Source organism: Lewinellaceae bacterium (assembly GCA_020636135.1).
Taxonomy (GTDB): domain Bacteria; phylum Bacteroidota; class Bacteroidia; order Chitinophagales; family Saprospiraceae; genus JAGQXC01.
In genome coordinates, this window is sequence record JACJYK010000001.1 from 2320970 (window position 1) to 2345645 (window position 24676).

At 47.7% G+C, this 24676-nt stretch carries 24 protein-coding genes; 12 read left to right on the plus strand and 12 right to left on the minus strand.

Translation table 11 applies throughout. From position 1 onward, the window contains the following. The 3 genes from H6570_08745 to gatC are packed head-to-tail and all read right to left on the minus strand — an operon-like array spanning position 1 to position 1573. Entirely contained in the window at positions 1-549 is a 549-nt protein-coding gene (locus H6570_08745) for a cob(I)yrinic acid a,c-diamide adenosyltransferase (protein MCB9319356.1), read from the minus strand. Positions 550-556: 7 nt separating this feature from the next. Further along, a complete protein-coding gene (locus H6570_08750) occupies positions 557-1255 on the minus strand; it encodes an ABC transporter ATP-binding protein (GenBank protein ID MCB9319357.1) in 699 nt (232 codons plus the stop codon). 21 nt (positions 1256-1276) lie between these two features. Further along, the gene (gatC, locus tag H6570_08755; protein ID MCB9319358.1) at positions 1277-1573 is read right to left on the minus strand and encodes an Asp-tRNA(Asn)/Glu-tRNA(Gln) amidotransferase subunit GatC; all 297 of its coding nucleotides are present in this window, start codon (positions 1571-1573) and stop codon (positions 1277-1279) included. Between the two features lie 81 nt (positions 1574-1654). On the opposite strand from gatC, the gene H6570_08760 reads away from it, so the two are divergent. Further along, on the plus strand, positions 1655-2290 hold the full coding sequence (locus tag H6570_08760; GenBank protein MCB9319359.1) for a deoxynucleoside kinase: 636 nt from the start codon (positions 1655-1657) through the stop codon (positions 2288-2290). 12 nt (positions 2291-2302) lie between these two features. Here the strand turns inward: H6570_08760 and H6570_08765 are convergent, their stop codons facing one another. Continuing rightward, positions 2303-2497, minus strand: coding sequence for a hypothetical protein (locus tag H6570_08765; protein MCB9319360.1), 195 nt, complete (start codon positions 2495-2497; stop codon positions 2303-2305). A 150-nt stretch (positions 2498-2647) separates the two neighbouring features. Between H6570_08765 and H6570_08770 the strand changes: the two genes are divergently transcribed. After that, complete coding sequence (locus tag H6570_08770; GenBank protein MCB9319361.1) at positions 2648-3316, plus strand: YggS family pyridoxal phosphate-dependent enzyme; 669 nt, start codon at positions 2648-2650, stop codon at positions 3314-3316. Here the strand turns inward: H6570_08770 and H6570_08775 are convergent. Continuing rightward, the gene (locus tag H6570_08775; protein ID MCB9319362.1) at positions 3306-5519 is read right to left on the minus strand and encodes a T9SS type A sorting domain-containing protein; all 2214 of its coding nucleotides are present in this window, start codon (positions 5517-5519) and stop codon (positions 3306-3308) included. The genes H6570_08770 and H6570_08775 overlap by 11 nt on opposite strands. Positions 5520-5685: 166 nt before the next feature. Here H6570_08775 and H6570_08780 point away from each other — a divergent pair, with 166 nt between their 5' ends. Beyond that, a complete protein-coding gene (locus H6570_08780) occupies positions 5686-6297 on the plus strand; it encodes a cytochrome c oxidase subunit 3 (GenBank protein ID MCB9319363.1) in 612 nt (203 codons plus the stop codon). A gap of 915 nt (positions 6298-7212) precedes the next feature. Beyond that, positions 7213-7758: a TlpA family protein disulfide reductase gene (locus H6570_08785; GenBank protein MCB9319364.1), complete on the plus strand. Its 546-nt coding sequence runs from the start codon at positions 7213-7215 to the stop codon at positions 7756-7758. A gap of 6 nt (positions 7759-7764) precedes the next feature. Here the strand turns inward: H6570_08785 and H6570_08790 are convergent, their stop codons facing one another. Further along, positions 7765-8532, minus strand: coding sequence for an RNA methyltransferase (locus H6570_08790; GenBank protein ID MCB9319365.1), 768 nt, complete (start codon positions 8530-8532; stop codon positions 7765-7767). On the opposite strand from H6570_08790, the gene H6570_08795 reads away from it, so the two are divergent. Further along, on the plus strand, positions 8512-10908 hold the full coding sequence (locus H6570_08795) for a BamA/TamA family outer membrane protein (GenBank protein ID MCB9319366.1): 2397 nt from the start codon (positions 8512-8514) through the stop codon (positions 10906-10908). The genes H6570_08790 and H6570_08795 overlap by 21 nt on opposite strands. On the opposite strand, the gene nth is transcribed toward H6570_08795, so the two are convergent. Both nth and H6570_08805 read right to left on the minus strand, forming a co-directional pair. After that, complete coding sequence (gene nth / locus H6570_08800) at positions 10891-11694, minus strand: endonuclease III (protein MCB9319367.1); 804 nt, start codon at positions 11692-11694, stop codon at positions 10891-10893. The two genes, H6570_08795 and nth, sit on opposite strands and share 18 nt — an antisense overlap. 882 nt (positions 11695-12576) lie before the next feature. Beyond that, on the minus strand, positions 12577-13638 hold the full coding sequence (locus H6570_08805; protein MCB9319368.1) for an RluA family pseudouridine synthase: 1062 nt from the start codon (positions 13636-13638) through the stop codon (positions 12577-12579). A gap of 26 nt (positions 13639-13664) precedes the next feature. Between H6570_08805 and H6570_08810 the strand changes: the two genes are divergently transcribed. Next, positions 13665-14870 carry an aminotransferase class I/II-fold pyridoxal phosphate-dependent enzyme gene (locus H6570_08810; GenBank protein ID MCB9319369.1) on the plus strand — a complete coding sequence of 402 codons (1206 nt, stop codon included), beginning with the start codon at positions 13665-13667 and terminating at the stop codon, positions 14868-14870. A 2-nt stretch (positions 14871-14872) separates the two neighbouring features. On the opposite strand, the gene H6570_08815 is transcribed toward H6570_08810, so the two are convergent. From H6570_08815 to H6570_08825, 3 genes are read right to left on the minus strand one after another with little or no spacing between them, the layout of a single operon-like run. After that, positions 14873-15643, minus strand: coding sequence for a type III pantothenate kinase (locus H6570_08815; GenBank protein ID MCB9319370.1), 771 nt, complete (start codon positions 15641-15643; stop codon positions 14873-14875). Positions 15644-15655: 12 nt separating this feature from the next. Continuing rightward, positions 15656-16165, minus strand: coding sequence for a metallophosphoesterase family protein (locus tag H6570_08820; GenBank protein MCB9319371.1), 510 nt, complete (start codon positions 16163-16165; stop codon positions 15656-15658). After that, positions 16162-17130 carry a zinc-binding dehydrogenase gene (locus H6570_08825; protein ID MCB9319372.1) on the minus strand — a complete coding sequence of 323 codons (969 nt, stop codon included), beginning with the start codon at positions 17128-17130 and terminating at the stop codon, positions 16162-16164. The genes H6570_08820 and H6570_08825 overlap by 4 nt, the downstream gene beginning before the upstream one ends. A 173-nt stretch (positions 17131-17303) precedes the next feature. Here H6570_08825 and H6570_08830 point away from each other — a divergent pair, with 173 nt between their 5' ends. Then, entirely contained in the window at positions 17304-18254 is a 951-nt protein-coding gene (locus H6570_08830; GenBank protein MCB9319373.1) for a hypothetical protein, read from the plus strand. A 139-nt stretch (positions 18255-18393) separates the two neighbouring features. On the opposite strand, the gene H6570_08835 is transcribed toward H6570_08830, so the two are convergent. Beyond that, positions 18394-19857 (minus strand): sodium:solute symporter family protein, encoded by a 1464-nt coding sequence (locus tag H6570_08835; protein ID MCB9319374.1) that lies wholly within the window; start codon positions 19855-19857, stop codon positions 18394-18396. A gap of 35 nt (positions 19858-19892) precedes the next feature. On the opposite strand from H6570_08835, the gene H6570_08840 reads away from it, so the two are divergent. The 5 genes from H6570_08840 (at position 19893) to H6570_08860 (ending at position 24669) form a co-directional block, all read left to right on the plus strand. Further along, positions 19893-20600 (plus strand): CDP-alcohol phosphatidyltransferase family protein, encoded by a 708-nt coding sequence (locus H6570_08840; protein ID MCB9319375.1) that lies wholly within the window; start codon positions 19893-19895, stop codon positions 20598-20600. A 99-nt stretch (positions 20601-20699) separates the two neighbouring features. Next, positions 20700-21977 carry a DUF2130 domain-containing protein gene (locus tag H6570_08845; protein ID MCB9319376.1) on the plus strand — a complete coding sequence of 426 codons (1278 nt, stop codon included), beginning with the start codon at positions 20700-20702 and terminating at the stop codon, positions 21975-21977. An 80-nt stretch (positions 21978-22057) separates the two neighbouring features. Then, complete coding sequence (locus tag H6570_08850) at positions 22058-22609, plus strand: hypothetical protein (GenBank protein ID MCB9319377.1); 552 nt, start codon at positions 22058-22060, stop codon at positions 22607-22609. Positions 22610-22642: 33 nt separating this feature from the next. Then, positions 22643-23659 (plus strand): hypothetical protein, encoded by a 1017-nt coding sequence (locus H6570_08855; protein ID MCB9319378.1) that lies wholly within the window; start codon positions 22643-22645, stop codon positions 23657-23659. A 122-nt stretch (positions 23660-23781) separates the two neighbouring features. Then, positions 23782-24669, plus strand: coding sequence for a universal stress protein (locus H6570_08860; GenBank protein ID MCB9319379.1), 888 nt, complete (start codon positions 23782-23784; stop codon positions 24667-24669). Positions 24670-24676 lie beyond the last annotated feature (7 nt).

Here is a 24676-nt window from a genome sequence, read left to right on the forward strand (position 1 = left end):
TTACCTAGGTTTCCACACGCGCTCCTGAATTTGTAAGCGATGGGCAACGAAACGACTCAAGATAAAAAGATAATCGGACAACCGGTTAAGATAGCGGATGATGAGGTGGTCTACCTCATCGGTGTGAGAAAGTGAAACAACGCGTCGTTCGGCCCGGCGGCAAATGCAACGTGCCAGATGGCAGGACGATATGGCTTGATGGCCCCCTGGAAGTATGAAATTTTTTAAGGCGGGCAATTGCTCATCGAGTTCATCCATCCACGATTCCAGTTGATGGACTGACGTTTCATCGATGATGGTGATGCCAATGCTTTTTCCCGGCTTTGTTGCCAGCATGGATCCAACAACGAACAATTCATTCTGTACTATATCCAGATGGTGGGGTATCTGTTCCAGGGCCAGTAAGTCGACTACCCACCCCAATTGTGCATTCAATTCATCCACGGTGCCGTAGGCCTCAATGCGGAGGTGGTCTTTCGGCAACCGGCCGCCACCAAAAAGCCCGGTCGTACCATCGTCCCCCGTCTTCGTATAAATTTTATTCGCCATGTCCCGGTCAGGAAGGTTGAGCTATTTTGCGAGTATTTTTTTCATCCGATTCAATCAATCCATCGCGGAGCCGGACGATACGGTGTGCATATTCTGCAATGTCCGGTTCGTGGGTCACCAGTATGATGGTATTGCCGGCAGCATGAAGATCATCAAATATGGCCATGATCTCCAGGGAGGTTTTGGTATCCAGGTTACCGGTAGGTTCGTCCGCGAGAATGATGGAAGGATGATTCACCAGGGCTCTGGCAATGGCTACGCGTTGCCGCTGTCCACCGGAAAGTTCATTCGGCTTGTGGGTCATTCGGTCTCCAAGACCAACTGCTTCCAGTGTTTCTTCTGCCAGTTCAGTACGCTGGGATTTATTCATCCCCGCATAGATCAGTGGCAGGGCAACATTCTCCAGAGTAGTAAGACGTGGCAGGAGGTTAAAAGTCTGAAATACGAATCCGATCTCCTTGTTCCTTACGGTAGCGAGTTCCCGGTCAGACATCTCACTTACGAGCTGATTGTTGAGGTGATATTCGCCGGAGGTAGGTGTGTCCAGACATCCCAGCAAGTTCATTAAGGTGGACTTTCCGGAGCCGGAAGGTCCCATCAGGGCTACATATTCATTGCGAAAAATGTCCAGGCTGACGGATTTCAGTGCGTGCACTTTCTCCATGCCCATGATGTATGTTTTTCTTAAGTCGCGTACTGAGATAATTGGATCCATATCGTATCTGGGTTAATCTTTCATTTTAGGTATCCGGATAAAGGCATCATCGTGTTTTGGAGCCAGGTCTAAAACCGTTTCCCTTCTCAGATGCTCCTTAACTTCATCCTGGCGTACATTTTCTCCACTAATTTCCGAGAAATAACGGAATGGCTCTTCCTGGCTTGTATCCAGTTCCTGCAATTTCTCAAACATTGCCAGTATTTTGTTCAGGTCTGACTTGATGATGGCACGCTCTTCCGGATCAAGATTTAGCTTAGCTAAATGTTCAAGTTTTAAAAGTAGATCATCATCGATTGGATTCATCATTTATTCGATGTTTAAAGGCAGGACATCGACCCAAAGGTAGAAATATTCCTTTTATTTGTATTTTGAACAACCGAACATTACATGACGCTGGATAGAAAGATACAACATGTCGCTATAGCAGGAAATATAGGTGCAGGTAAGACCACATTGTCTGCTCAGCTGGCATCCCATTTCGGCTGGGAGGTCATGTATGAAGATACGGCCATCAATCCTTACTTGTGGGATTTTTACCACGATATGAAGCGTTGGTCATTTAATCTGCAGATCTATTTCCTTAACAACCGCTACAAACAGGTCATCGATATCCGCAAAGGCAGCAAGACGATCGTACAGGACCGGACGATTTATGAGGATGCGCACATATTCGCACCCAATTTGCATGAGATGGGACTGATGGAAAAGCGTGACTTTGAGAATTATTTCGAGTTGTTTCAGACGATGTCTTCCCAGATTCAACCACCCGACTTATTGATCTATTTGCGGGCAAGCATATCTACCCTGGTTGCTCATATAGAATCACGTGGCCGTGATTATGAGGGGAATATGAGCCTTGACTACCTCAAGCGGCTGAATGAAAAATACGAAGACTGGATCCAGAACTATACGCATGGAGATCTGCTGATCGTGCCGATCGATGATCTTGATTTCATCAAAAACTCGGAAGATCTGGGTACAGTGGTCCAGTCCGTACAGTCCAAATTATACGGGTTGTTTTGATTGATTCAGGCTTCAGGCTTCAGGTGCACTGGCTACCGGTTGTTCTATAGGCTGAACCTCGTGATTCCACAGCTTTTTGATGCTGTTTATCATCTCCGGAGAAGTAGCCAGCAATAATCCACCCAGCAAAATAAGGTTAATGATCACAGTGTACCAGATGGCTTTGGCGCGAATTGCTTTTTCATTGGTTTCAATTGAGTATCCCATGGCGTGATGTTTTGTACTTTTCGAACGAAATAAGATTTTCGAATAATCTTAATATTGAGTTAATTCTTCATTTTCCGTCAATTTCTTCCCAAATGTTGGATAACGAACAATTAACACATTAAACATTTCTATCAAATAAAATGCCAGAATATGTTATCTGAACTGATAAAAGAGCTGGAGCCGTACCACGCACAACTGGTTGCCGTGTCGAAAACCAAGCCGGTAGAAGCCATCAGAGTGCTTTACGATGAGGGGCAGCGCATTTTCGGCGAAAACCGCGTCCAGGAGATCATGGAAAAAGTCGATCACCTGCCCGGCGACATCCAGTGGCATATGATTGGTCATTTACAGACAAATAAAATAAAATACATCGCCCCCTTCATTGCTCTTATACAGTCCGTGGACCGCCCTAAATTGCTTCGTGCAATCCATGCTGAAGGAGAAAAAATAAACCGGAAAATCCCAGTACTCCTGCAATTGCATGTGGCACAGGAAGAAACGAAGTTTGGGTTCACAGAGGAGGAATTGACAGGATTCCTTGCTCAGGAACCACCGGAGCAATTTCCATTTGTGACCATCAGGGGATTGATGGCCATGGCGAGTTTTACCGAGGACCGGGAGCAGATACACCGGGAATTTGCCCTGGTTAAAAGCATCTATAACCGTATCAAAGCAAAATATTTCGCGAATAAGCCCGAATTTCGAGAATGCTCCATAGGAATGTCCGGTGACTACAAGATTGCCCTTGAAGAAGGTGCAACCATGGTCCGGATTGGATCCCTGTTATTCGGGCCCCGTCCCTGCCAGCTTAATCCTTGATCATTTTGGTTACTGACGTCCTGCCCCGGGAAGTAAACCGTACAAAATAAATTCCTGCGGGAAGGTTTGCCACATAAAGCCGGTCTCCCGGGTGGTAGTTCTCCGAGGTGAGACTTACTCTGCCTTCCATGGAAACCAACTGCACCGTTCCCAATTCATTTATCCCATCCAAACGCACGTATTCCCGGGTCGGATTGGGATAGCAGCGAATAGCAGGCTGGTGTAATTCCGGATATCCTGTACTGGTGGTGGAAAGTAGCCATGGGGTTCTGAAAATTGAGATCCCTCCTCTCCTATTGCCAATGATCATTTCATATTGTCCGTCATTATCCAGATCTCCAACGGCAACGTGCGTATTGATACCTTCCCGGATGCCGGCCAAATTTGTATCCACTGCCATAATGGGGTCTGTATCCAGATGATCGTAATACCAGATATTACCGGGTCCTGAACCTAATGCCATACGCCATTGGTTGTCGCTGGTCCGAAAAATGGTGGGAGAAGAGGCACCGGCAAATACGTATGGATTTCGCGTATCCACATTTTGCCAGAATTCATCATCCGGAGTTTCCGAAAAGGCTGGCTGCCCGGGGGTGCCGATATTCAGATAAAGATTTAGGTTTCCACTACGCTCGCCGATGATCAGGTCAACCAATCCATCCTGGTTGGCATCGTATAATGTCGGCGTACTACCCAGTCCTACATCAATGCCCATATAATCAAAGATAGGTCCTGCCCACTGCGGAGCTTCTCCGGGACCTGCCTGGTTTTCGACATAGGCAATGCGACCATAATAATCGCCGATAATCAGATCCATATCTCCATCCTGGTCCAGGTCCCCTGCCACCGGGTGCCAGATAACCGTCTGAAGCTGGTATTGATTCAAACTCAGATAATCGGAGGTCTCCATGGAGAAATAGCGCATCCCGTTTTCAAAATGCTGGAGCAAGAGGAAAATTCTGGGATCAGACTCGATTTCTTTCGGGAAAAATCCTCGTGTTCCCACCAGAATGTCCTGCAGGCCATCTCCATTGACATCCAGAATGGTCGGGAATGCTTCACTACCGCCATCAAAAATCTGGTCAAAAATGAAATCTTCCTGCACAAAAGCATAGCGCATATCCGGATTGTCGGGCTGACCCTTGTAGAACCACAGCGAATTGATGTTGGCTCCATTATTGATGTCGCCGGTACAAAATAGGAGGTCTTCATTTCCATCCATATCAACATCGGCCTGCATCGGGAAAGGGAATATGAAAAGATCCACGGCATGACCGGAAGCCGCCGGGAACTGAGGTTCGAGAAAGTCCATGAAATCGGTGCCCCGGGTGCGATGATTTCGCAGATAGGAAATAAAATTTGAGCCGACATCCCCAACGAGCAGATCCATATCCCCGTCGCCATCCGGATCAAAGGGCAGGATGGCAGATCCGGAGTGCCTTTTTTCCAGGACCGGATCCTGCACGCTTGAAGGGCAGTTGAAAGTATCTTTACTCAGGATCATGTCTGAAGACAATCCGGCTTCTTCCACTTTACCCCAACACTGTTCTGTCAGATGGAAGGGTAAAGCATCGTATCCTACCCCATCTTCTTTCGTCGTATTCTGGTAGTAGTAGATCACGGTACCACCCACATCATAACTGAGGATATCCAGGTCTCCATCCTGGTCCACGTCCGCAATACCCGGTAAATCGCCCGGATTGACGTATAAATTGGTGAAATTATTCCCGGACTGGTAGTTCAGGACCGGATATCTGCCGGAATTCAGCGGCACTTTTTCCCAGTGCAACCCATCGTCTTCTTTTACACCTTTGAAAATAATGATACCCGGTATACCCGGTATGTCCGAATTGCAAAACAGGTCTGGCAGCCCGTCGTAGTTGTAATCCCGCGTGATGATCCAGCCATTCACTTCAGCAGGAATCCGGTCCAGGTATTGCTCATCGTAAAGAAACTGACCGAGCTGGGTATTCCATGAAAAAACCATTGGCGTTTCGCCGGCAATATCCAGAACAACCAATTCATTGCGCCCATCCAGGTTGAAGTCAGCTTCAGCGACGACCGGGTTGTTCAGCCCACCGACAAATGCCCGGGGAAGCATTTGACCATTGGAAGAATAAGGAAAAAAAATCCTGCTATATTGCTGGCCGCTGAGCGGTACTAAACAAAGGATAAAATAAAAAATCGTTAAGCCACGATGCATCACCACAAATTGTCCAATAAATGTAATGAAGCCAATAAAAGGAATGGTCTTATTAACACAAATACTTGAACTGCAACACCCGAATTTTCATTTATCATTGGAAGGTCGCTGAAGATGGAATCTCTACATGGTTGAAACCCATCCTTCAGACAGTGCATGAAAGTTTATGAAACCGAATATTGAACCCAGGAATTACTCCAATCTGGCCTTTCATCCCTACAACATCTTTATGCTGTTGCTGATCGGAAGTATCAGTGCTCTTTTTCTGGGCTTGACAGGCGCCTACTTATACACACGGTTTGTGCAGGGATTTGCCCCGGTACAAATACCCATCCTATTTCTGGTTACCACCTGCATCCTGCTTGCAAGCAGCTTATTTATAAATCGTGCCTACCGTGCTTACCTGGACGATCAAACCGAAATGTATCAAAGGTATTTATGGTTCACCCTGGTGTTGACCCTGTTGTTTTTGGGAGGCCAGTGGTTGGGATGGCACACTTTATTATCCCATCATTTGTCATTGAAAAGTGGTCAGGGTGCGGCTTATTTGTATCTGCTCTCCATCGTTCACTTTGTGCACGTGCTGGCCGGTTTGCCTTTTCTGATTGCTTTTCTGGTAGTGGCACACCGCAAGATGAAAGAACCACTGAGTGTCATGATCTATTTTTCCGATCCTGAGAAAAGATTGAAACTAAGGCTTATCCGCCTGTACTGGCATTTCCTGGATATCCTATGGGTGTTTCTGGTTACCATCTTATTTATCAATTCATTGTTCTGAGGTCATTGTGATACGCGTTACAAATGAGACCCTCCAAACTGGTGCATTAATCCCGTAACTTTGGGCCTCATTTCGGTGTAAACCATCTGAGGAGCGGGAAAGCACCCTGGGATTTTAATTGAAAACCCTCTTTGCCGGCTATTTGTGATGTGATTTGGGTTAAGGAAGTATTAAAAACAGGAATTCTTGGGGAGTCGTAACCTTACAGACAAATTGCAGATGTTATATTTGCAGCCAGATTATTACGCTTTTTTATAATATTTACTTTTTACAGACATGGATGGTTTTGAGTGGAACAATAGTACAAACTCTTTGCCCGTAAAGATGTTCTTGTAATGAGTATTCAGGGGAATCACCAGTAACAATGAATCACAAATCTCGAGATATATGAAAAACATATTTGTTTTTTCACTTTTTGTAGCCCTGGCAGCGGGTATTTTGGGTTGCCAATCCACCCCGAAAGGTTTTGTTTTGGAGGGGCATCTGGATGGAGCTGCAAACCTGCAGGCCTATCTGGATGAGACCGGTATCAATAATAAGAATAACATCCTTCAGAAAGTTGATGTCGATGGTAAGGGTAATTTCAAAATTGAAACCCAGGCTCCATTACAACCGGGTATCTACCGGGTTCGTGTAGGGGCGCAGCGTACCTACCTCATCCTGACCGGGGAACACAAAGTAACTCTGGAAGGCAGTCTGGAAGGATTGAACCGTGGTGATGTGACCATTACAGGTTCCCCGAATTCCAGCGATTTCAATGAGACCCTGGGCTTGCTGACCAAGAATCAGATGAACACGGTAGAATTGACAGCCAAGCTTAAGCAGATGGATCCTCTGGCTGCCATGACGCTTGCGCGTTCGGCATTCCGGGATGACCCGGGTGCGATAGCCATCTATCAGGATATCGAAGAAAGGATGTCAACCACCTACCCCACCCTCGATTACACACAAGAGCTTAAACAGACGATAGCCATCATGCAGCAGACTGCTCGTCAGCAGCAAGCTGCGCAGAAGATCCAGAAAGGTGAAGTGGCTCCGGAAATATCCCTTCCCAATCCGGATGGCAAAACGATGAAGCTGTCCGATTTGAAAGGCAAAGTGGTCTTGTTGGACTTTTGGGCCAGCTGGTGTGGTCCATGCCGCAGGGAAAACCCCAATGTGGTGCAGGTTTACAACAAATACAAAAGCCAGGGATTTGAGGTGTTCAGTGTGTCCCTGGACCGACCCAACCAGAAAGCCAACTGGGTGAGCGCTATTGAAAAAGATCAATTGACCTGGCCCTACCATGTGAGTGATCTTCAGTTCTGGAACAGCCAGCCAGCCCGTGATTACGGAGTGAACAGCATACCGCGACCTTTCCTGCTGGATCGCGAAGGCCGCATTGTTGCCATGGGTGATGAGATCCGTGGAACGAAACTGGAAACGGCAGTGAAAAGTGTACTGACAAAAGGTACTCTCTGATAAGAATTAACGCTGGGCGGCTGCTAACGCCGCCAGTATTCCACAAGCGACGGCTGCATTCAACGATTCAGCCGTCGCTTTTTTTGTAGCCGGAATCGTCAGGGATTGACGGATGTAAGGTTGAATTCCCGGACTTATTCCTTTGCCTTCGTTGCCAATCACCAATAGTCCATTTCCCGGAAAAGTAAATTGAAAGACATTTTCTCCTTCCAATCCGGTTCCCATCACAGGTGTGGTGATCTCATCGGCATTTCCGGTCAGTTCCTGCAATGGTCGCTCAATGATGTGAACATTAAAAAGGCTACCCATACTGCCCTGGACCACTTTGGGGTTGTATACATCCACGCAGCCCGGAGACAGGTACAGCGTACGGAATCCAAACCAGTCCAGCGTCCTTAGGATGGTGCCCATATTGCCAGGATCCTGGATGGCGTCCAGATAAAAGCATAAATTATTCTTAAAATGGTTGAAATCCCGGGATTCCATGGGTTTCCTGCATACACCAAGAACTTGATTGGGCGTTTTGAGCGTAGAGATTTTTAACAACTGATCGGGAGAGACTTCAGTGCATTGAATACCTTCCAAGCTGTCATGGTGCAGGTCCAGCCAACTTTTCAACGCATAGATGCCTTCAATCTCAACATCCCGGTATTGAAGGCGTTCGGAGCAAATTTTGTCTCCTTCTATGATAAATTTCTGTAATTTTTGGCGGTACTTTGTATGGTGGAGCGATCGAATGAATTGAATTTGACTTTGCGATATTCTGGCCGTCATAGTATCCTGTATCTTGCCTTTCTGGTATTCGGTGCGATTTTGCTTTCTCGTTGCAATACTATCAAATACCTCCATGACGATGAAGTACTGCTTACCGAAAATAAAATAAAGATCGTAGACTCCCTGAGTAAAGTCAAAAAGCCCAAGAAGCTGGAGGCCACACTTTATCCCTTGCTCACCCAGAAGCCGAACACCAAATCCTTTGGCATCTTCCGCACCAATTTATGGTATTACTACAACACCCGCAGCCCGGAGGACACCACGGTCATGGACAAGTTCATCAAGAAGCGATTTGCTGAAGCGCCAGTGCTGGTTTCTGCTGAAGAGGCTGAAAAAAACCAGGGGTTCCTGCAAACCTTCCTGATCAAAAAAGGATACCGGTCAGCTGAAGTCAGTTATACGGTAAAGACTCATAAAAAGAAAGGCACGGTCATCTATCAGGTAGACCCCGGCCCCCTCCTGGAAATAGATTCGCTTACCATCCGGGCCACCGATTCCAGGATTGATTCGGTGATGCATGCAAACTTTAAGTCGTCGTATCTCCTGCCGGGTAATCCTCTGGACGAATCCCTCTACAATCTGGAAAAGTACCGCATCACCCGGCTGTTACAGAATGATGGCTATTACACCTTCACACCGGATTACATCGAACTACAGGGTGATACATCTCATGGTAAACTGCAATTGCGCCTGAACTTATTGGATCCCGACGATGGCAAACATCTGCGGTATAAAATAGCCCAGATCAGGGTATTTGATAATTTTTACGATCAGGACCAGTGGAAGGGCTTGACTCAGGATACCTTTCAGAAGATTGACATGCTTCATGCAGTGGATAAGCCTTTCTATTTGAGGCCTACGGTATTATCCAGTTTGATCTACACCCGTCCGGACAATTATTACTCCAAAGAGCAGGAGGCTCGCACCATCAACAAACTCAACAGCCTGGAGACAGTGCGGCTGGTCCGGTTGCGTACAGAGGTAAATAACGATGAACTAACCCTGAACTATTTTGTCCCCCGGCAGGAGAAATATTCCATTGACTACAATCTTGAGCTGGCCTATTCGGTGTTATACAATCAGTCGGTTGGGCGATCACTGTTCAGTGTGAGCGGTAATTCACATTTTGTAAACCGGAACCTCTTTAAGGGCGGTGAGACCTGGAGTACCTCGCTCCAGGTGGGTACAGACCTCAACTTAAGGCAAATCGAACGGTATGGTTTGGTCAACGCTTTCAGCACCCAGTTTCAAAATGAGATCAAGATTCCCAAATTCATCGACCTGTTTGGATTCATGCACCTGGGTAACCGGATCCGCCTGGGTAAGGACGGACTGATCAAAGATGAATTTCTGAAAAACCTGCAGGAGGAAGCTGATACCAGGCTCAACTTATCGTACGAATACCTCTCACTGTTAAATTTCTACAACTACCATTCTTTTAACTCCTCCTTCGGATTTCAACTGAACCGGAGCCAGCGGGAAGTGTATCAATTTGATCCTATCGGGATAAGCTTGTGGCTACCGGAAACGAAAATAGCCTTCGACACAATCCTGATGCAAAACCCATATCTGGAGCGAAGTTTCGGCCAGCGACTTTTTACCGGGTTCATCTTCCGCAATGTAGTTCTGGATTACAGCAGCATCAACAGCATCAACAATAAACAGTGGCGTATCATTGCCAACTTTGAATCCAGTGGACATGAAATCGCCCTGGCAAACTGGTTGATCAATGGGTTAAAAGAACCCTTCAATCTTACTCCGCGCATCGAGTTTTCCAAGTTTGTCCGGGCGGAGGTGGATTTTCGACGATATTTTCCGGTTGGAGGTAACAGCACCCTCGCCTTCCGGCTTAGCAGTGGTGTTGCTGCCCCGTTTGCCGGCTCGACCAACGTACCGTATATCAAGCAATTTTTTCTTGGCGGACCATTAAGCATCCGGGCCTGGAGGGTGCGGGAGCTGGGTCCGGGCTCCTACATCGACACCACGCTGAGCAGCATTGCCCGGGACCGAGTCTTCTTCTACCAGGCCGGTGATTTTAAGATCGAGTTCAATGCCGAATACCGCTTTCCTCTATTCTGGCGGTTTGCAGGTGCTTTATTTTTCGACGGTGGAAATATCTGGTCTTTACGGCCTAAGTCAGTGGATGACCGTCCGGGAGCGCGGCTTACCAAAAACTTCGTGAAGGAAATGGCCATCGGTAGCGGATTTGGCCTCAGGACGGATTTTTCGTTTTTTATCCTCCGTCTTGACCTGGGTGTCAAACTACGCAATCCCTATCAGGATGAAAGTGGTCGATATTTCCCCTATACCCGTTTTTGGGATGCACTCCGACCCAGGAATATCAATCCCAATATCGCCCTAGACGTTCCGTTTTAGTGGCTTCTTCGACTCTTTAAACAGACTTTTTCTTCCAAAGCCGGAGCATACGGGACACTGTTCAGGATGATGTCCACGGGCCGGACAATACTTGCGTCCAAAGTAGATGATCTGGAGATGCAAGTCATTCCATTGCTCACGCGGAAAAAGCGCTTTCAGGTCTTTCTCCGTTTGAACAACATTTTTTCCGGTGCTTAACCCCCATCGATAAGCCAGACGGTGGATGTGGGTATCTACCGGAAATGCAGGCTCGCCAAATGCCTGAGCCATAACAACCGATGCTGTCTTGTGACCTACTCCCGGCAATTCCTCCAGCAGATGCATTTCTTGGGGTACCTGCCCGGAATATTTTTCAATCAGGATTCTGCTGAGATTGAAAATATTTTTGGATTTAGCAGGTGCCAGGCCACAAGGCCGGATAATCTCACGAATCCGGTCTTCTCCCAGCGCAACCATGGCCTCCGGGGTCCTGGCCTCCGCATACAGGATAGGTGTAATCTGATTTACCCTTTCATCCGTACATTGCGCGCTTAATAAAACTGCAATCAGTAACGTGTAGGCATCGTCATGATTCAGAGGTATGGGAGGATCCGGGAAAAGGCCCTGTAAAATGGCAGCAATGGCCTTCGCTTTTTCTTTTTTCTTCACGTTTAAGCCTGATGGTTGAGCGTAAGAAGGAATCGCATGACATCTATTCCGTCGGCATAAGTGGAAAGGTCCGGTTGCTGTGCCTTGCCAAAAGGGATCATGGTCTGGCCGGATAAACTCATATGTCCGATGATGCATTGTATTTCATCCTCATGTTGCCTTGCCCAGGCTACAACTTCTGATAAATCTTTGTAATACCGGTAGTGCAATGTGCCTATCCGGCTATTGATGGCCTCATTCTCCAGTAGGATAACCTGACTGGCCACCAGATGCGGGATCTGATTGATAATGTAAATGGCAAGATTGTAATCGTAATTGTGTTTGTATTTGTGATGCAGGATGCGGTCATCTTCTAACTCCAGAACCTGGAATAAACGGTCAAAATCATAACCGTCGGGTACCCAGAGCAAACTCACATTCCGGCATCCCTTTCCAAAATACCTGAGCACATCGTCTGCCACCAGGTTCAGTTCATCCATGGATTCCTCACCGTCCAAAATGGCAACCGCATTGCGGTTTTTCCGGATGATATGCGGGTATTTACCGAAATATTCCTCGAAATACCGGGCTGTCTGGTTGCTCCCGGTGGCAATCACCGCATCGAAGCCGCTTAATTTCGGCACGGATTGGATCCTTTCAGCAATCCAGGGGAACCGTTGACTCCATCGTTCCAACATCGCCGGGAAAAAGACTTCATCCTTTTCGGACCACTTGATCAACGCCTGGTGTCCGGCAAGAAATACGCAAAGCAGATCATGAAATCCCACCAATGGAATATTACCGGCCATCACAATACCTACCTTCATTGGTGTTACCTCCTGATCAAAAAGCCGGTAATTGGCAGCAAATTCAAAGAGCAGCTGATTATCCAGATAACTGGTAATGATATGACGCAGGGTATACTGGTAATCATCTTCTGTAAACCAGGGATTATGGGCACAAGCCTCACTTATCAGCGTCTGCGTCTCTTCCAGTTCCGGGTTCAGGAGTTGCCCGAGGTATTGCAATGCTTCCAGTCGTTCAGCTATCGTCGCCATCAAGAATTTCTTTTCGGGTTTGCATATACGATCGCCATTTATCGATAACCAGGCTCATGTCTTCCGGTAATTCTGAGTCAAAGAACATCTCTTCACCCGTCCTGGGGTGTACAAAGCCAATACTTTTGGCATGTAACGCCTGGCGCGGGCACATTTGCAGCGCATTTTGGACGAATTGCCGGTATTTGCTAAAGACGGTTCCCTTTACGATCTGATCTCCACCATAGCGGGCATCACTGAAGATAGGGTGTCCCAGGTATTGCATATGTACACGAATCTGGTGTGTCCTTCCCGTTTCCAGCTTGCAGGATATGAGCGACACGTAATACAGGTCTTCCAGCACGCGGTAATGTGTGATCGAATGCCGGCCCAAATCCCCTTCCGGAAAGGTGGTCACCAATGTTCGGTTATGGGGATGCCGGCCAATGTTGATGGAAACCGTCCCTTGCTGAGGGTCCGGAGAGCCCCAGACCAGTGCCAGGTATTCACGGTGGATCGTGTGCTTGAAAAATTGCTGGGCTAAGCTGTAAAGGGCTTTTTCATTTTTTGCAACCACCAGTAACCCGGACGTGTCCTTGTCAATGCGGTGAACCAGACCCGGCTGCAGATTATTGCCGGGCAGCATGGGCATCTGCTTGAAGTGGTAGGTCAATGCATTGACCAGTGTGCCCCGAAAATTACCGATGCCCGGATGGACTACCATGCCGGCCGGTTTGAACACCATAAGCACATCGTCATCTTCGTACCGGATATCCAGTGGGATGTTTTCCGGGATGACCTCAGACGGATATTCAGAGCCAGGTAACACGATCCTGACCTCATCACCCGGCTGGATCTTGTAATTTGGCTTAATGAACTGACTGTTGACGGTGACCAGGCCTTCTTTGATGGCATTTTGGATCCTGCTTCGGGAATTACCCTCGACCCGGTCCATCAGAAATTTGTCAATTCGGATTGGAGTTTGCTTGGGATCAGCTTTTATTTCAATACTATCCCCCTCCTCTTCTTGCTGAAATTCGTCGTCTTCTCTATAATTGTCTATCATTCAATTCAACAATTCGGAAATAATTCATGAAAGAAGCAACAAAATTAGGATTTGGTTCACTCTGCGCCAAGGAAATCAAGCCTGCGGTCAATGTCCCACCGCATATTTTACCGATCTATGCCACCTCATCTTTCGCATTTGAATCCATAGATCAGGGTATCGCCATATTCACCGGTAAGGAGAAAGGCCATGTTTATGCGCGTTACGGGAATCCGACACTGGATGCAGTGGCCGAGAAAATAGCCCGGATGGAAACGTCTGGCTTGGATATTCAGGCGGAAGCCATCGTATGCAGCTCCGGGATGTCTGCTATTCATACCCTGGCATTGAGTTTATTGAAACCAGGGGATAAAATCCTGACCCAGGGCAATCTCTACGGGGGGACCACTGAACTCTTTCAAAAGGTTTTCGGAGCACTGCAGATCGAACCGGTATTTTGCCGGCTGAAAGATCTTGACCAGGTCGAAACGCTGCTGCGTACAGATAAGGCCATACGACTGATCTATTTTGAAACGCCTGCTAACCCTACTCTTGAATGCGTTGACATTGAAGCCATCGCTGGCCTGGCTAAAAAGTATGGTGTCAAGACCATGGCGGATAATACCTTCATGACACCATATTTTCAGAAACCGTTTCAATTCGGTGTCGACTTTGTGATCCATTCCACGACGAAGTTCATCAATGGTCATGGCAATTGCATCGCCGGTATCATGCTGGGAACGGATGTAGAATTCATGCGTACCAAGGTCTGGACGACGATGAAGCTGAGCGGAACAAATGGAAATCCGTTTGATGCCTGGCTGGTTTATAATGGTATGAAAACCCTGCATGTCCGCATGGACCGGCATCAGCAGAATGCCACCGCATTAGCCGAATTTCTGGACCAGCATCCCAAAGTGGAGCGGGTTAATTACCTTAGCCTGCCTGGTCACCCTGATCATCAACTGGCTCTGAAACAGATGTCCGGTTTTGGTGCAATGCTCAGTTTTGAATTAAAGGAAGGCCTGGCAGGAGGGAGCCGTTTCATGAATGCCATTCGTATGGGCACCCTGGCGCCAACACTCGGTGATATCGATACCCTGATCCTGCATCCGGCCACCATGTCGCATTTGAATATTCCAAGGGAAGTCCGGCTGGCCAATGGCATCACCGACGGATTAATACGCGTCTCGGTAGGTATTGAGGATATTGAAGATCTGATCGAAGATTTCGGTCGTGCGCTGGAATCCTGAGGTTACTGGTTAATCCGCTTCCAGGCACAAACCAATCCATCGAGGGTCAGGTGCGGTATTTCATGGTCAAAGTATCCTTTTAAATCAAGCATGGTATGCGCCAGCCCGCCGGTAGCAATGGTGATGGCCTGACTTCTCATTTCCATTCTGGTTTCTTCCACCAGATGCCGGATCAGCCCGACATATCCGCGCATGACTCCGCTCTGGATGGCATGGATGGTATCTTTGCCGATCACGGACTGGGGCCAGACAGCAGGGACTTCGGGCAGTTTGGCTGTTGCCTTGAAAAGCGCATTCATGGCCGTCTTGACACCAGGTGCAATCGCAACTCCCAGGATCTCGCGGTCTGCCGTCACGGATGTAAGCGTTAAAGCAGTACCGAAATCGACCACGATTGAATGGGTTTGGAATCGGTCGGCAACTGCCAGGGCATTACAAACCAGGTCCGCGCCGATCTCGTTAGGCCTGGCAATCCTTAAATCCAGCGCCGGAAAGAGATCGGGCCCCATAATCATCGGTTCCCTTGCATTTAACCTGATGGCCACCTCTTTAAATACCGGCGTCAGATCGGGAACCACACTGCTGATCAAGACCATGTCGAGTTTATCCGGCCGAACGCCTGCTTCCAGGAACAAATTTTGTAATTGCCAATCAAAATAGGGCAACGGATCCTCCACATGCGATGGCAGACGCCATATATTCTTCCAGCGATCATCCAGGCACTGTCCGACTACTATGTTTGAATTGCCAATATCAATTACAAGTAAATTCATCGTCGATTTGTCCTATGCAGATTTAGTCCGGCCGCGTTGACCCAATTCAATGACTTCCATATTTTCAATCCGCCCATTTTGGATGTCGAAACGCAATGCGGTACGGATGGGGTGAAATCCATGATGGCCACTAGCACCCGGGTTGAGGTAAAGATGCTTAAATCGATCCACATAGACAACGCGAAGGATATGGGAATGTCCACAGACGATCACCTGGGGCTTTTCTTCCATACAGATTGCTCTCACCCGTTGATTGTATGATCCGGGCTTGCCGGCGATATGTGTCATAAACACTTTTACCCCATCAATCGTAAATAACAGATCTTCAGGTAACGTTCGGCGCATGAGGTGATCGTCGATATTACCGTATACTGCACGTAACGGTTTAAAGGATTGCAAGGCATCAACGATCTCCAGAGATCCAATATCACCCGCATGCCATACCTCATCACAGGCAGCAAACAGACTGTAAAATTCCGGATCAAGCAAACCATGTGTATCGGATAACAGACCAATCTTCATGCTGTAGGCAAGGATAAGACCACTTTACCAAATTGGGAAGTATTTTTCAGGTAAGCAAATGCTTCATTAACCTGATCAAATGGAAAAACCCTGGCAACAATAGGACGGATGCGATGTTCGTCCACAAACTCCAGCATGGCAGCAAAATCACGGTTGGAACCCATGGTGGTACCTTTAAGCGTTGCCTGATTCCAGAAAAGCCGTTGGGGAATGATCTCGATCGGGCCTGTCGTCCCCCCATAGTTGACGGCTACACCGCCTGGCAGCAGGCATTCAATTGCCAGGCCCAGGCTCCGTCCAGCAGCTCCGTCAATAACCTTATGGATGCCACCACTTAGCTTCTTGAGTGTTTGGGGCCAGGTGGTATCATGGTAGTTGACTCCTCCTTTGGCGCCCAGAGCCATAGCTTGTTGTATTTTTTCATTACTCCCGGATGTTACGTAAACGTCGGCACCTGCTGCCAGAGCTATCTGCATCGCCAGCGTAGCGACACCACCACCAATGCCGGTGATCAGCACAGAATCTCCGGGCTCGACCTGGGCTTTGATGAATACAGCCCGGAAGGCAGTCAAACCGGCCAGTGGCAATGCGGCCGCTTCTTCATCACTCAAATGCTCCGGCTTGGTGAAGATATTGGAGGTGGGGATGTGAACTTCGGTGGCAAACGTTCCGTCGTCTGGTAGTCCGAGGATCCGGTAATTTCGTGACTGAAAAGCTTCATGGTCGCCCCAGTCCATACCCGGCTGAATAATCACCTTTTTCCCTTCAAATATACCCATCCCATCTGAACCCAGGACAATGGGGTATTTCAGCCCGGCATACTGTCCTTGCTGTATCCATAAATCACGATGGTTCAGGGCAGCGAATTGTACTTTTACGACAGAATGACCAGCTGCCGGGATTAACGGAGGCCGGTCCTCTAGAACTATTTTCTGATTAATTCCATGTAGTACGGCTGCCAACATTGATTATATCTTTTGTGAAACAAGATACAACGAACCGTGTTTATGGATGGCAATAACCTTTCGTTGTCGGTCAAACAACCTTATTGGGCGGAATAATGTTTGAAGCATTGTGTAATCCTGTTATTTAGCCGATCTTTAATACATTAATACACGATCATCTAAAACATCAAAACATGGGTTTTTTAAGCGACATCAAAAAACTGCTCTGGGCCAATAAAGCCGTAGCAAAACATGCAGCTGAGAAGGCTGTCGACGCCGGTAAGGAATTCTCGGAAGATCTTGCCGACAAGGCCGGCGATGCCTGGGATAAAGGCAAAAAGATGGCTTCCGATGGTTACGATCAGGTCGATGAAAAGCTGAAAAAAGCATTCAATAAGATCGGTGATATTGCTGAAGATATTGGTGAAAAGGTTACCGCCAAAGGCAAAGAGGTGTGGGACAATGTAACAGATAAAGCAGATGAGTTTGGAGATAGAATGGAAGAGAAATCAAAGCCAGCAACGGATTCTGTTGAGCAGACCAGTGACAAGATCAAAGAGGAAGGCGCAGGAATGATGGATAAAGCCAAAGATATTGCCAGCGATGTAGGGAAAAAGGCTATGGCCGCCGGATCTACCTTGATGGATAAGGCAGAAGAACTGAGTGAAAAAGCCTGGGACAAAGGCGGTGAAGCACTCGATAAATTTGGAGATGTGGCAGAAAACGTTGGAGAAAAGGTCATTTCCAAAGGCAAGGAACTGGTGGACAAAGCCAAGCATGCCCTCGATAATCCACAGGAGACGGTTGACTCCATCAGTGATAAACTGAAGCATGTTGACAAAAAGCTTAAGGATGCTGTTTCCGGGAATGCAGGTGACCGGTATGCCGATACCCCGATCACCGAGAGCCTTAACAAACAGGGATCCTTATTGAAGGATAAAGATGACTTCTTTGCCAAGGCGGAGAAATTCGCTGAAGGTAATTACTCCATGAAGGAAGAGAAGCTGGAGCTCAAGCCACTCTCTGAAGAGGACATGAAGAAGGCTAAATCAGGCAAAGTTGAAGGATTTGAAGATAAGGATGGGGATGAGATCATCGATGATGCCATTCTTGATGAAGATGATCAGCCGAAAAAGGACGAATAACCGTTCTAGCTGTAATCCGCGGTCTTTCCGATCACAGCGATCTGAACAATAACTGCACTGCTGGTACAACTTTAAGTAATATTATATAAGTTGTTTATTTGCAGTATTTTAAGCTAGCTACATGTTGGCTGGAACCCTTTTACGCGGTCACGCTGGCATTATTAGTCCGATGAAGCATACGCGAAACGGACATAGCCACCAGGAAATTGGCAATGGTAGCAGTGGATTTGAATGGCCATAGGATAATACCGTCAGCCGAATGGGTGTAGGGATACCAGGAATCAATATGCAATAATGGTTCTCCTCCGCTGGATCGTATGATCAGGGAAACGATTAGTCCGGCAACGATGCCGTGGCGGTTGGTTTTCGGATCGAATAAAGCCAGCGTCAGGGCCGGAAAGAGCAGGCAGTAAACCAGGTCGCTGCAGAGGAACCACAATGCATAGATGCTGTCCACCTTCAGGGCTATAAATACGGTCACCAGACCGATCACCCAAATGGATATTCGAACCGACTTATTGATGGATACCGGCTTCCGGGAAAGCGGTTTCAGGATATTCCAGGAGAACATGGATGAAGCCGAAAGCATGGATGAATCCATGGAGGAGGTGACGGCCGCCAGTATTGCTCCGAGGCCTACAACGGCCACCCAGCTTGGTGTTAAGTAGCGGATCACCAGAGGCAAACTTAACGATGGATTGTTGAACTGGACTCCGAAAATGCTCCAGTCGGTCGTATTCGCAATCATACCGATCAATATCGCCGGTATGGCAGCCAGGAGGCAAATGAATCCTGCCCCGATGGATAGCCGCATGGCCACCTCTTCATTCTTCGCCGCCAATACCCGCTGGAAATATACTTGCCAGGGTATCCCACCGAATATGAGCAGGAGCCCGCTGTCCAGCCAATAGCCAATCAGGGGGCCGACGTTTGAACGATTGGGGAAAAACTTTGCCGCCGAACCCATGTGTTCCAGGTAATTCTGGTCTACGGTCTTCCAGCCACCAGCCTGATGAAAGGCGAAAGGCAGTACGAGAATCAGCCCACCCAGGATAAAAATAAGTTGTACCAGGTCCGTCACTGCCACAGACCACAAACCGCCTAGACTTGTGTAGATCAGTACCAGGATACCGGAGGCGATCATGGCTTGATTGTAGGGCAGATCCATGATGACCGAGAAAGTGGTGCCCAGCGCAGTGAGGATAGCTGCAGCCCAGCATACTTCACCCAGCAGTGCCGGGATAAATAGTACTCCGGTAATCCGTTGGCCAAATCGTTCTTCCAGCGGGTCCAGCATGGTCTGATAGGCCTTGCGGCGCATGGGCCGGGCATAAAAGACACCTCCGATGATCAGACTGAGCGCATAACACCAGGGTGCCTGAACCCATACCAGGCCTGCCGATGCGGTGTATTCGGCAGTACCATTGATATATCCACCACCGATCCATGTTGCACTCATGGTAAACAAAGCCAGCCACAAGGGCAATTGACGGTTGCTCAGGATTAAATCCCCTTGACCGGGATTTTTACGGGCTGCCCAGACTCCGATGAACAAGATGAGCAGAATAAAACCGAGGATGATGGCGATCTGTATAACGGACATCCGTCCAAAATAGCTTTATTTTTTAATTTCACCGGATGAGAAAACTTCTCGCGTGGGCAGTCCACGTATTTACGGCGTCCGGTCTGATCCTCTGCTTTTTCAGTTTGGTAGCTCTGAGCCAGGCAGACTACCGGATGGCATTCATCTGGCTTTACAGTGCATTGATTGTTGATGGATTTGATGGGATGATGGCCCGCGCCGCCAAGGTCACCAAGTACCTCCCAACAATTCATGGTAAGATCATGGACCACCTGATAGACTTCATCAGTTATGCCTTTCTGCCGGCTTATTTTTTTTATGTGAGCGGCCTGCTGCCCGATGCCTGGAAATGGGCAGGTGCAGGCATCATTTTGATCAGTTCCATTCTGTATTATGCCAAGGAAGGCATGGTGAGCTCAGATTATTACTTCGTGGGCTTTCCGGTCCTATGGAACCTGGTTGGATTCTACCTTCTGTTTGTATTTCATTTTGCTCCGGAAACCAATTTGATCCTGATCGTTGTTTTCGGTATCCTGCATTTTGTCCCCTTGAAGTATGCCTATCCTTCCAGGATGCTCGGATTCCGGAAGCTGGCCTGGGTCCTGACGCTGAGCGGACTCATTTCAGCGGCCATAGTGATCTGGGGGTATCCGCAGGAATATCCATTGTTGCAATGGTTGCTCATCGGGGTTTTGGTCGGATTTTCAACACTCGTCGTCCTGGCTTCCAGAAAGTTTGGCGGAGATGCCGGCACACCTTCCTGAATCTTACATCCGGATCACCCGGTCTAAACCCCAGGCACCGGTTTGACGTTATTCACATTGAAAATATTTATATATTACCAGATTGCTATATTTGCATTTATGCACACACCGGTTCAGCAAATTATTTGCCCACATTGTGGAGAAGTCATTAAGATTGAAGAAGCACTGGCCCATCAGTTGAATGAACAGGTTAAGTTGGAAATCAAGCAGCACCGTCTAAAACTGGAAGCAGCACACGCACAACGGGCGAAAGATCTTGAACAGCAGGAAGAAGCCTTCGAAGCCAAAAAGAAGCAACTCAATGATTTATTCCGCGAGCGGCTGGAAAAAGAAAAAGCCCTCATACGAGATCAGATGAAGCAGGAAGTTCATCTGCAATACGAATCCCAGGTCAAATCCCAGAACGAGGAGTTGCAGACCCTGATGCAGCAAGTCCACCAGTTGCGAAGCAAAGAAATCGAGCTGGAACAGATGAAACGACGGATGGAATTGCAGCGTAAGGAGATCGAACTGGAATACGAGAAGCAGATGCATGAACGTCAGCGCGACCTGGAAGTTGCCTTGAGTAAGCGGATCTCGGAAGAAATGGAGCTTAAGATCCGCGAGAAGGACAAACAGCTGGAAGACCAGCGCAGGCTGATTCAGGAAATGCAGCGAAAAGCAGATCAGGGATCCATGCAACTACAGGGTGAGGTGCAGGAAACCGCCATTGAGGAATGGCTCAGGATACAATTTCCACTTGATGAGATCGTTGAGATTAAAAAAGGGGTGCGGGGTGCTGACTGCCTCCAGATCGTACATACACGCCAGCAGAAAAATGCCGGTACCATCTACTACGAAAGCAAGCGCACCAAAGAGTTTCAGGGCGGGTGGCTGGAGAAATTCAAATCCGATATGATCCAGAGCAATGCAGACGTAGGCATCCTGGTCACCCAGACACTTCCCAAAGATATGGAGCGCCTGGGCGAACGGTCCGGAGTGTGGATCTGTACCTTCGAGGAGTTCAAAAGTTTATCCTATATCCTTCGACAAACACTGATCAAGATCAATGAAGTTGCCGATCACCAGAAAAACAAAGGTGATAAGATGGTGATGCTCTACGATTATCTCACCAGCAATGAATTCAAAATGAAAATGGAGAGTATCGTGGATGGGTTTACCCAGATGCATGAAGACCTTCAAAAGGAGAAAAATGCGATGCTGCGTCTCTGGAAACAGCGGGAAAAGCAAATTCAGAAAGTGCTCATCAATACCACTGAGATGTATGGAGATATCAAAGGAATAGCTGGCCAGTCGATCCCCAATGTGCGTCAACTGGAGCTTCCGATCCATGATCAGGATGTTTTCAGCCTGGAAGATGATGAAAATGAGGATTAGTAGATTATTTGCTGGAATTCAGCGTAAATCTCTTCAGAACTGGGTAACATCTCCCCTATCTTACGCGTCAAACTGATATCATGCAAGAAGCACTCTATCAACTCTTTGACCAACAGGGCCTCACGGATGAGCGCAGTGCTCAATCTCTGGCCGGAGCACTGAGCAGCAACAGCCTGCAGGGATTTGATTACCTGAAATTTAAACAAAGCTACCAGCAACTGTTAGCCATGGGCATGGTAGAAGAAATGGCAGTGCGTTCTGCCTTCACCACCGCTGCTACCATGGGCTTAACCAAGGAGAAGCTGTTGCAGACTGCCGAGCATTATCAGAATGTCCTTCATCGCGAGGAAAAACAATTCGATGCTGCCCTTAAGAAGCAACTGCATCAGAAAGTGGATTCGCGACGGGATGAACGGGAATTTCTCGAAGCAAAGATCAACGAATACCAGAAGAAGATCGAGGATCTCCAAAAACAAATCCTGGAATTCCGGCATCAGATGGATAATGCTGAATCCGAGATCGCCGAATCAAAAGAAAAAATAGAACAGACCAAAGAACGATTCGCTCATGCCTATCAGCATTTCGTAGACTCAATAGGTCATGATGTTGAATTAATAAAAAAGTATTTATAACTTTTCATTCGATACCTTTCAAACACAAGAAATATGGCAGACACTGCTTTTAATGCACCTGATATGAAACCCAAATCCTTCTGGAAAAGACCGGAAGGTGTGACCGGAACCTTGTTTCTTCTTGGCATCCTGGGCGTAGCTGGCTATCTGATTGTCACCAATCTATCTGCCATCATAGCCTTTGCCAGTAATGTGCTGGGCCTGGCAGTAATACTCCTGGCTCTTGGCGCACTTATTTACATGGTCCTGGATCCCAAGATGCGCACACTGGTCAGCTACATGTATAAAAGTGTCATGCGTTGGGTCACTTCCTGGTTTGTCACCATTGATCCGATCGGAATCCTGAAGAACTATGTCAGTGATCTTGAAGACAATCTGGCTAAAATGGGCACTCAGATCGGGAACCTTAAAGGTCAGATGCGCAAGCTCAAGACCGTCATGGATGAAAACAATCAGGAGATTGAAAAGAACCTGGTTATCGCTAAAAAAGCCAAAGAGCTGGGCGATGAGAAAAATATGCTCCTTTCTTCCCGCAAAGCAGCCCGCCTGCAGGATTCAAATGAGAAATACCAGACGCTGCTCAGCAAAATGGATATCCTCTACCGGGTGCTGACAAGAATGTATTCCAACTCCGAAATTCTGCTGGAAGACACCAAGGATCAGGTTAAGGTCAAAGAACAGGAACGCAAGGCCATCCGGGCTTCCCATTCTGCCATGAAATCCGCGATGTCCATTCTTTCCGGCGATAAAGACAAGCGAGCTATGTTCGATCAGGCTCTGGAGTCCATTGCCGATGATGTGGCTAACAAAGTTGGCGAAATGGAACGCTTTATGGAAATGTCATCCAAGTTTATGGATTCCATTGACCTGCAAAATGGCGTTTTTGAAGAAGAAGGCCTCAAAATGCTGGAAAAATATGAGCATGAATCTTCCTTGTTGCTGATGGATGGCAAGTCCGGAAAAGAGACCCTTGAGCTTGGTGATCCAGCTGAGCGCGTGAAGCAATCACGCAGTTCAAAAGGTTCCTCTTACGAAGGGCTGTTTGACTAGTATGTTCCAGTGATGTGAAGCAAGAATGGGAAACTGCTTCACCCATTTGAAGATCACTTTACCATCTGATATCCATCATCGCTTAGCACCAGGAATCCGGGCATCTTGCTCAAAAATGGATCATGGCAACTCCAATTTTCAAGCATGCATTGGTAGGACTTGAATTATCCGGTGTCGATACGCGGGTGCTTGAGTTCCTGCATTTTTTTGATAAACATGGAATGCTGGAAAAGACAGCATTCATGCATGTTGTTCCATGGGAATTCACCTATTTTTCTGGTGAAAATCCTGCATCATGGAACATGGATGACCTGAGGAAACAAGTCGAACAACAGATCCAGGATGAGCTGCTGGTTTATTACCCGGATTGCATCCATAAATGTGAGAACATCATCGTTCAACCAGGCGACCCGCTTACGGAAATGATGCATGTAGCCAGGGACACGGATACCCAGTTGCTCGTAATCGGGCAGAAAGCCGGAACATCGTCCCACGGCATTCTGGCGAAAAACCTGGTCCGTAAAACGCCTTCTCACGCCCTGATCGTCCCGGAATTGAGTCAGACCAAGGTCAGGAGGATATGTGTGCCGGTCGATTTCTCCGAAGCATCCACCACTGCATTCAATCTGGCCCAGCAGATTGCCAAACACCTGCCGGGAGAAGTTCAGATTGACCTGCTTCACATCTATGAGAATCCCAATATCAGCGCCTATAAATCACTGCATGTGCCGCAGCAAATGAAGGCTTATCTGGTCGAGTCCAAACAACAGGCCGCATCGGATTTTATTCAGAAGTATGCGGACCCGGCTTTAAAAATCACGACCTATCTGGCAGAGCGTAAACTCTTTGGCATCGGTTCGGACATTTATCACTGGGCGCTGGAACATGCCGCCGACCTGCTGGTGATGGGCGCTAAAGGACATTCGACGCTTGACTTGCTTCTCCTCGGGAGTGTCACAGAAAAGCTGATGTCTGTCAACGAACGTATACCAACGTTGATTGTTAAATGACCCCGGC

Excerpts from the sequence above, each read along its gene's own strand:
- H6570_08770 (MCB9319361.1), top strand. The coding sequence starts at position 2,648 with ATGTTATCTGAACTGATAAAAGAGCTGGAGCCGTACCACGCACAACTG.
- H6570_08830 (MCB9319373.1), top strand. The coding sequence starts at position 17,304 with ATGGGTTTTTTAAGCGACATCAAAAAACTGCTCTGGGCCAATAAAGCC.
- H6570_08840 (MCB9319375.1), top strand. The coding sequence starts at position 19,893 with ATGAGAAAACTTCTCGCGTGGGCAGTCCACGTATTTACGGCGTCCGGT.
- nth (MCB9319367.1), bottom strand. The coding sequence starts at position 11,694 with ATGCATCATCGGACATATGAGTTTATCCGGCCAGACCATGATCCCTTT.
- H6570_08855 (MCB9319378.1), top strand. The coding sequence starts at position 22,643 with ATGGCAGACACTGCTTTTAATGCACCTGATATGAAACCCAAATCCTTC.
- H6570_08760 (MCB9319359.1), top strand. The coding sequence starts at position 1,655 with ATGACGCTGGATAGAAAGATACAACATGTCGCTATAGCAGGAAATATA.
- H6570_08825 (MCB9319372.1), bottom strand. The coding sequence starts at position 17,130 with ATGTTGGCAGCCGTACTACATGGAATTAATCAGAAAATAGTTCTAGAG.
- H6570_08780 (MCB9319363.1), top strand. The coding sequence starts at position 5,686 with ATGAAACCGAATATTGAACCCAGGAATTACTCCAATCTGGCCTTTCAT.
- H6570_08845 (MCB9319376.1), top strand. The coding sequence starts at position 20,700 with ATGCACACACCGGTTCAGCAAATTATTTGCCCACATTGTGGAGAAGTC.
- H6570_08850 (MCB9319377.1), top strand. The coding sequence starts at position 22,058 with ATGCAAGAAGCACTCTATCAACTCTTTGACCAACAGGGCCTCACGGAT.
- H6570_08835 (MCB9319374.1), bottom strand. The coding sequence starts at position 19,857 with ATGTCCGTTATACAGATCGCCATCATCCTCGGTTTTATTCTGCTCATC.
- gatC (MCB9319358.1), bottom strand. The coding sequence starts at position 1,573 with ATGATGAATCCAATCGATGATGATCTACTTTTAAAACTTGAACATTTA.
- H6570_08810 (MCB9319369.1), top strand. The coding sequence starts at position 13,665 with ATGAAAGAAGCAACAAAATTAGGATTTGGTTCACTCTGCGCCAAGGAA.
- H6570_08785 (MCB9319364.1), top strand. The coding sequence starts at position 7,213 with ATGTCAACCACCTACCCCACCCTCGATTACACACAAGAGCTTAAACAG.
- H6570_08805 (MCB9319368.1), bottom strand. The coding sequence starts at position 13,638 with ATGATAGACAATTATAGAGAAGACGACGAATTTCAGCAAGAAGAGGAG.
- H6570_08820 (MCB9319371.1), bottom strand. The coding sequence starts at position 16,165 with ATGAAGATTGGTCTGTTATCCGATACACATGGTTTGCTTGATCCGGAA.
- H6570_08815 (MCB9319370.1), bottom strand. The coding sequence starts at position 15,643 with ATGAATTTACTTGTAATTGATATTGGCAATTCAAACATAGTAGTCGGA.
- H6570_08775 (MCB9319362.1), bottom strand. The coding sequence starts at position 5,519 with ATGCATCGTGGCTTAACGATTTTTTATTTTATCCTTTGTTTAGTACCG.
- H6570_08790 (MCB9319365.1), bottom strand. The coding sequence starts at position 8,532 with ATGACGGCCAGAATATCGCAAAGTCAAATTCAATTCATTCGATCGCTC.
- H6570_08765 (MCB9319360.1), bottom strand. The coding sequence starts at position 2,497 with ATGGGATACTCAATTGAAACCAATGAAAAAGCAATTCGCGCCAAAGCC.
- H6570_08745 (MCB9319356.1), bottom strand. The coding sequence starts at position 549 with ATGGCGAATAAAATTTATACGAAGACGGGGGACGATGGTACGACCGGG.
- H6570_08860 (MCB9319379.1), top strand. The coding sequence starts at position 23,782 with ATGGCAACTCCAATTTTCAAGCATGCATTGGTAGGACTTGAATTATCC.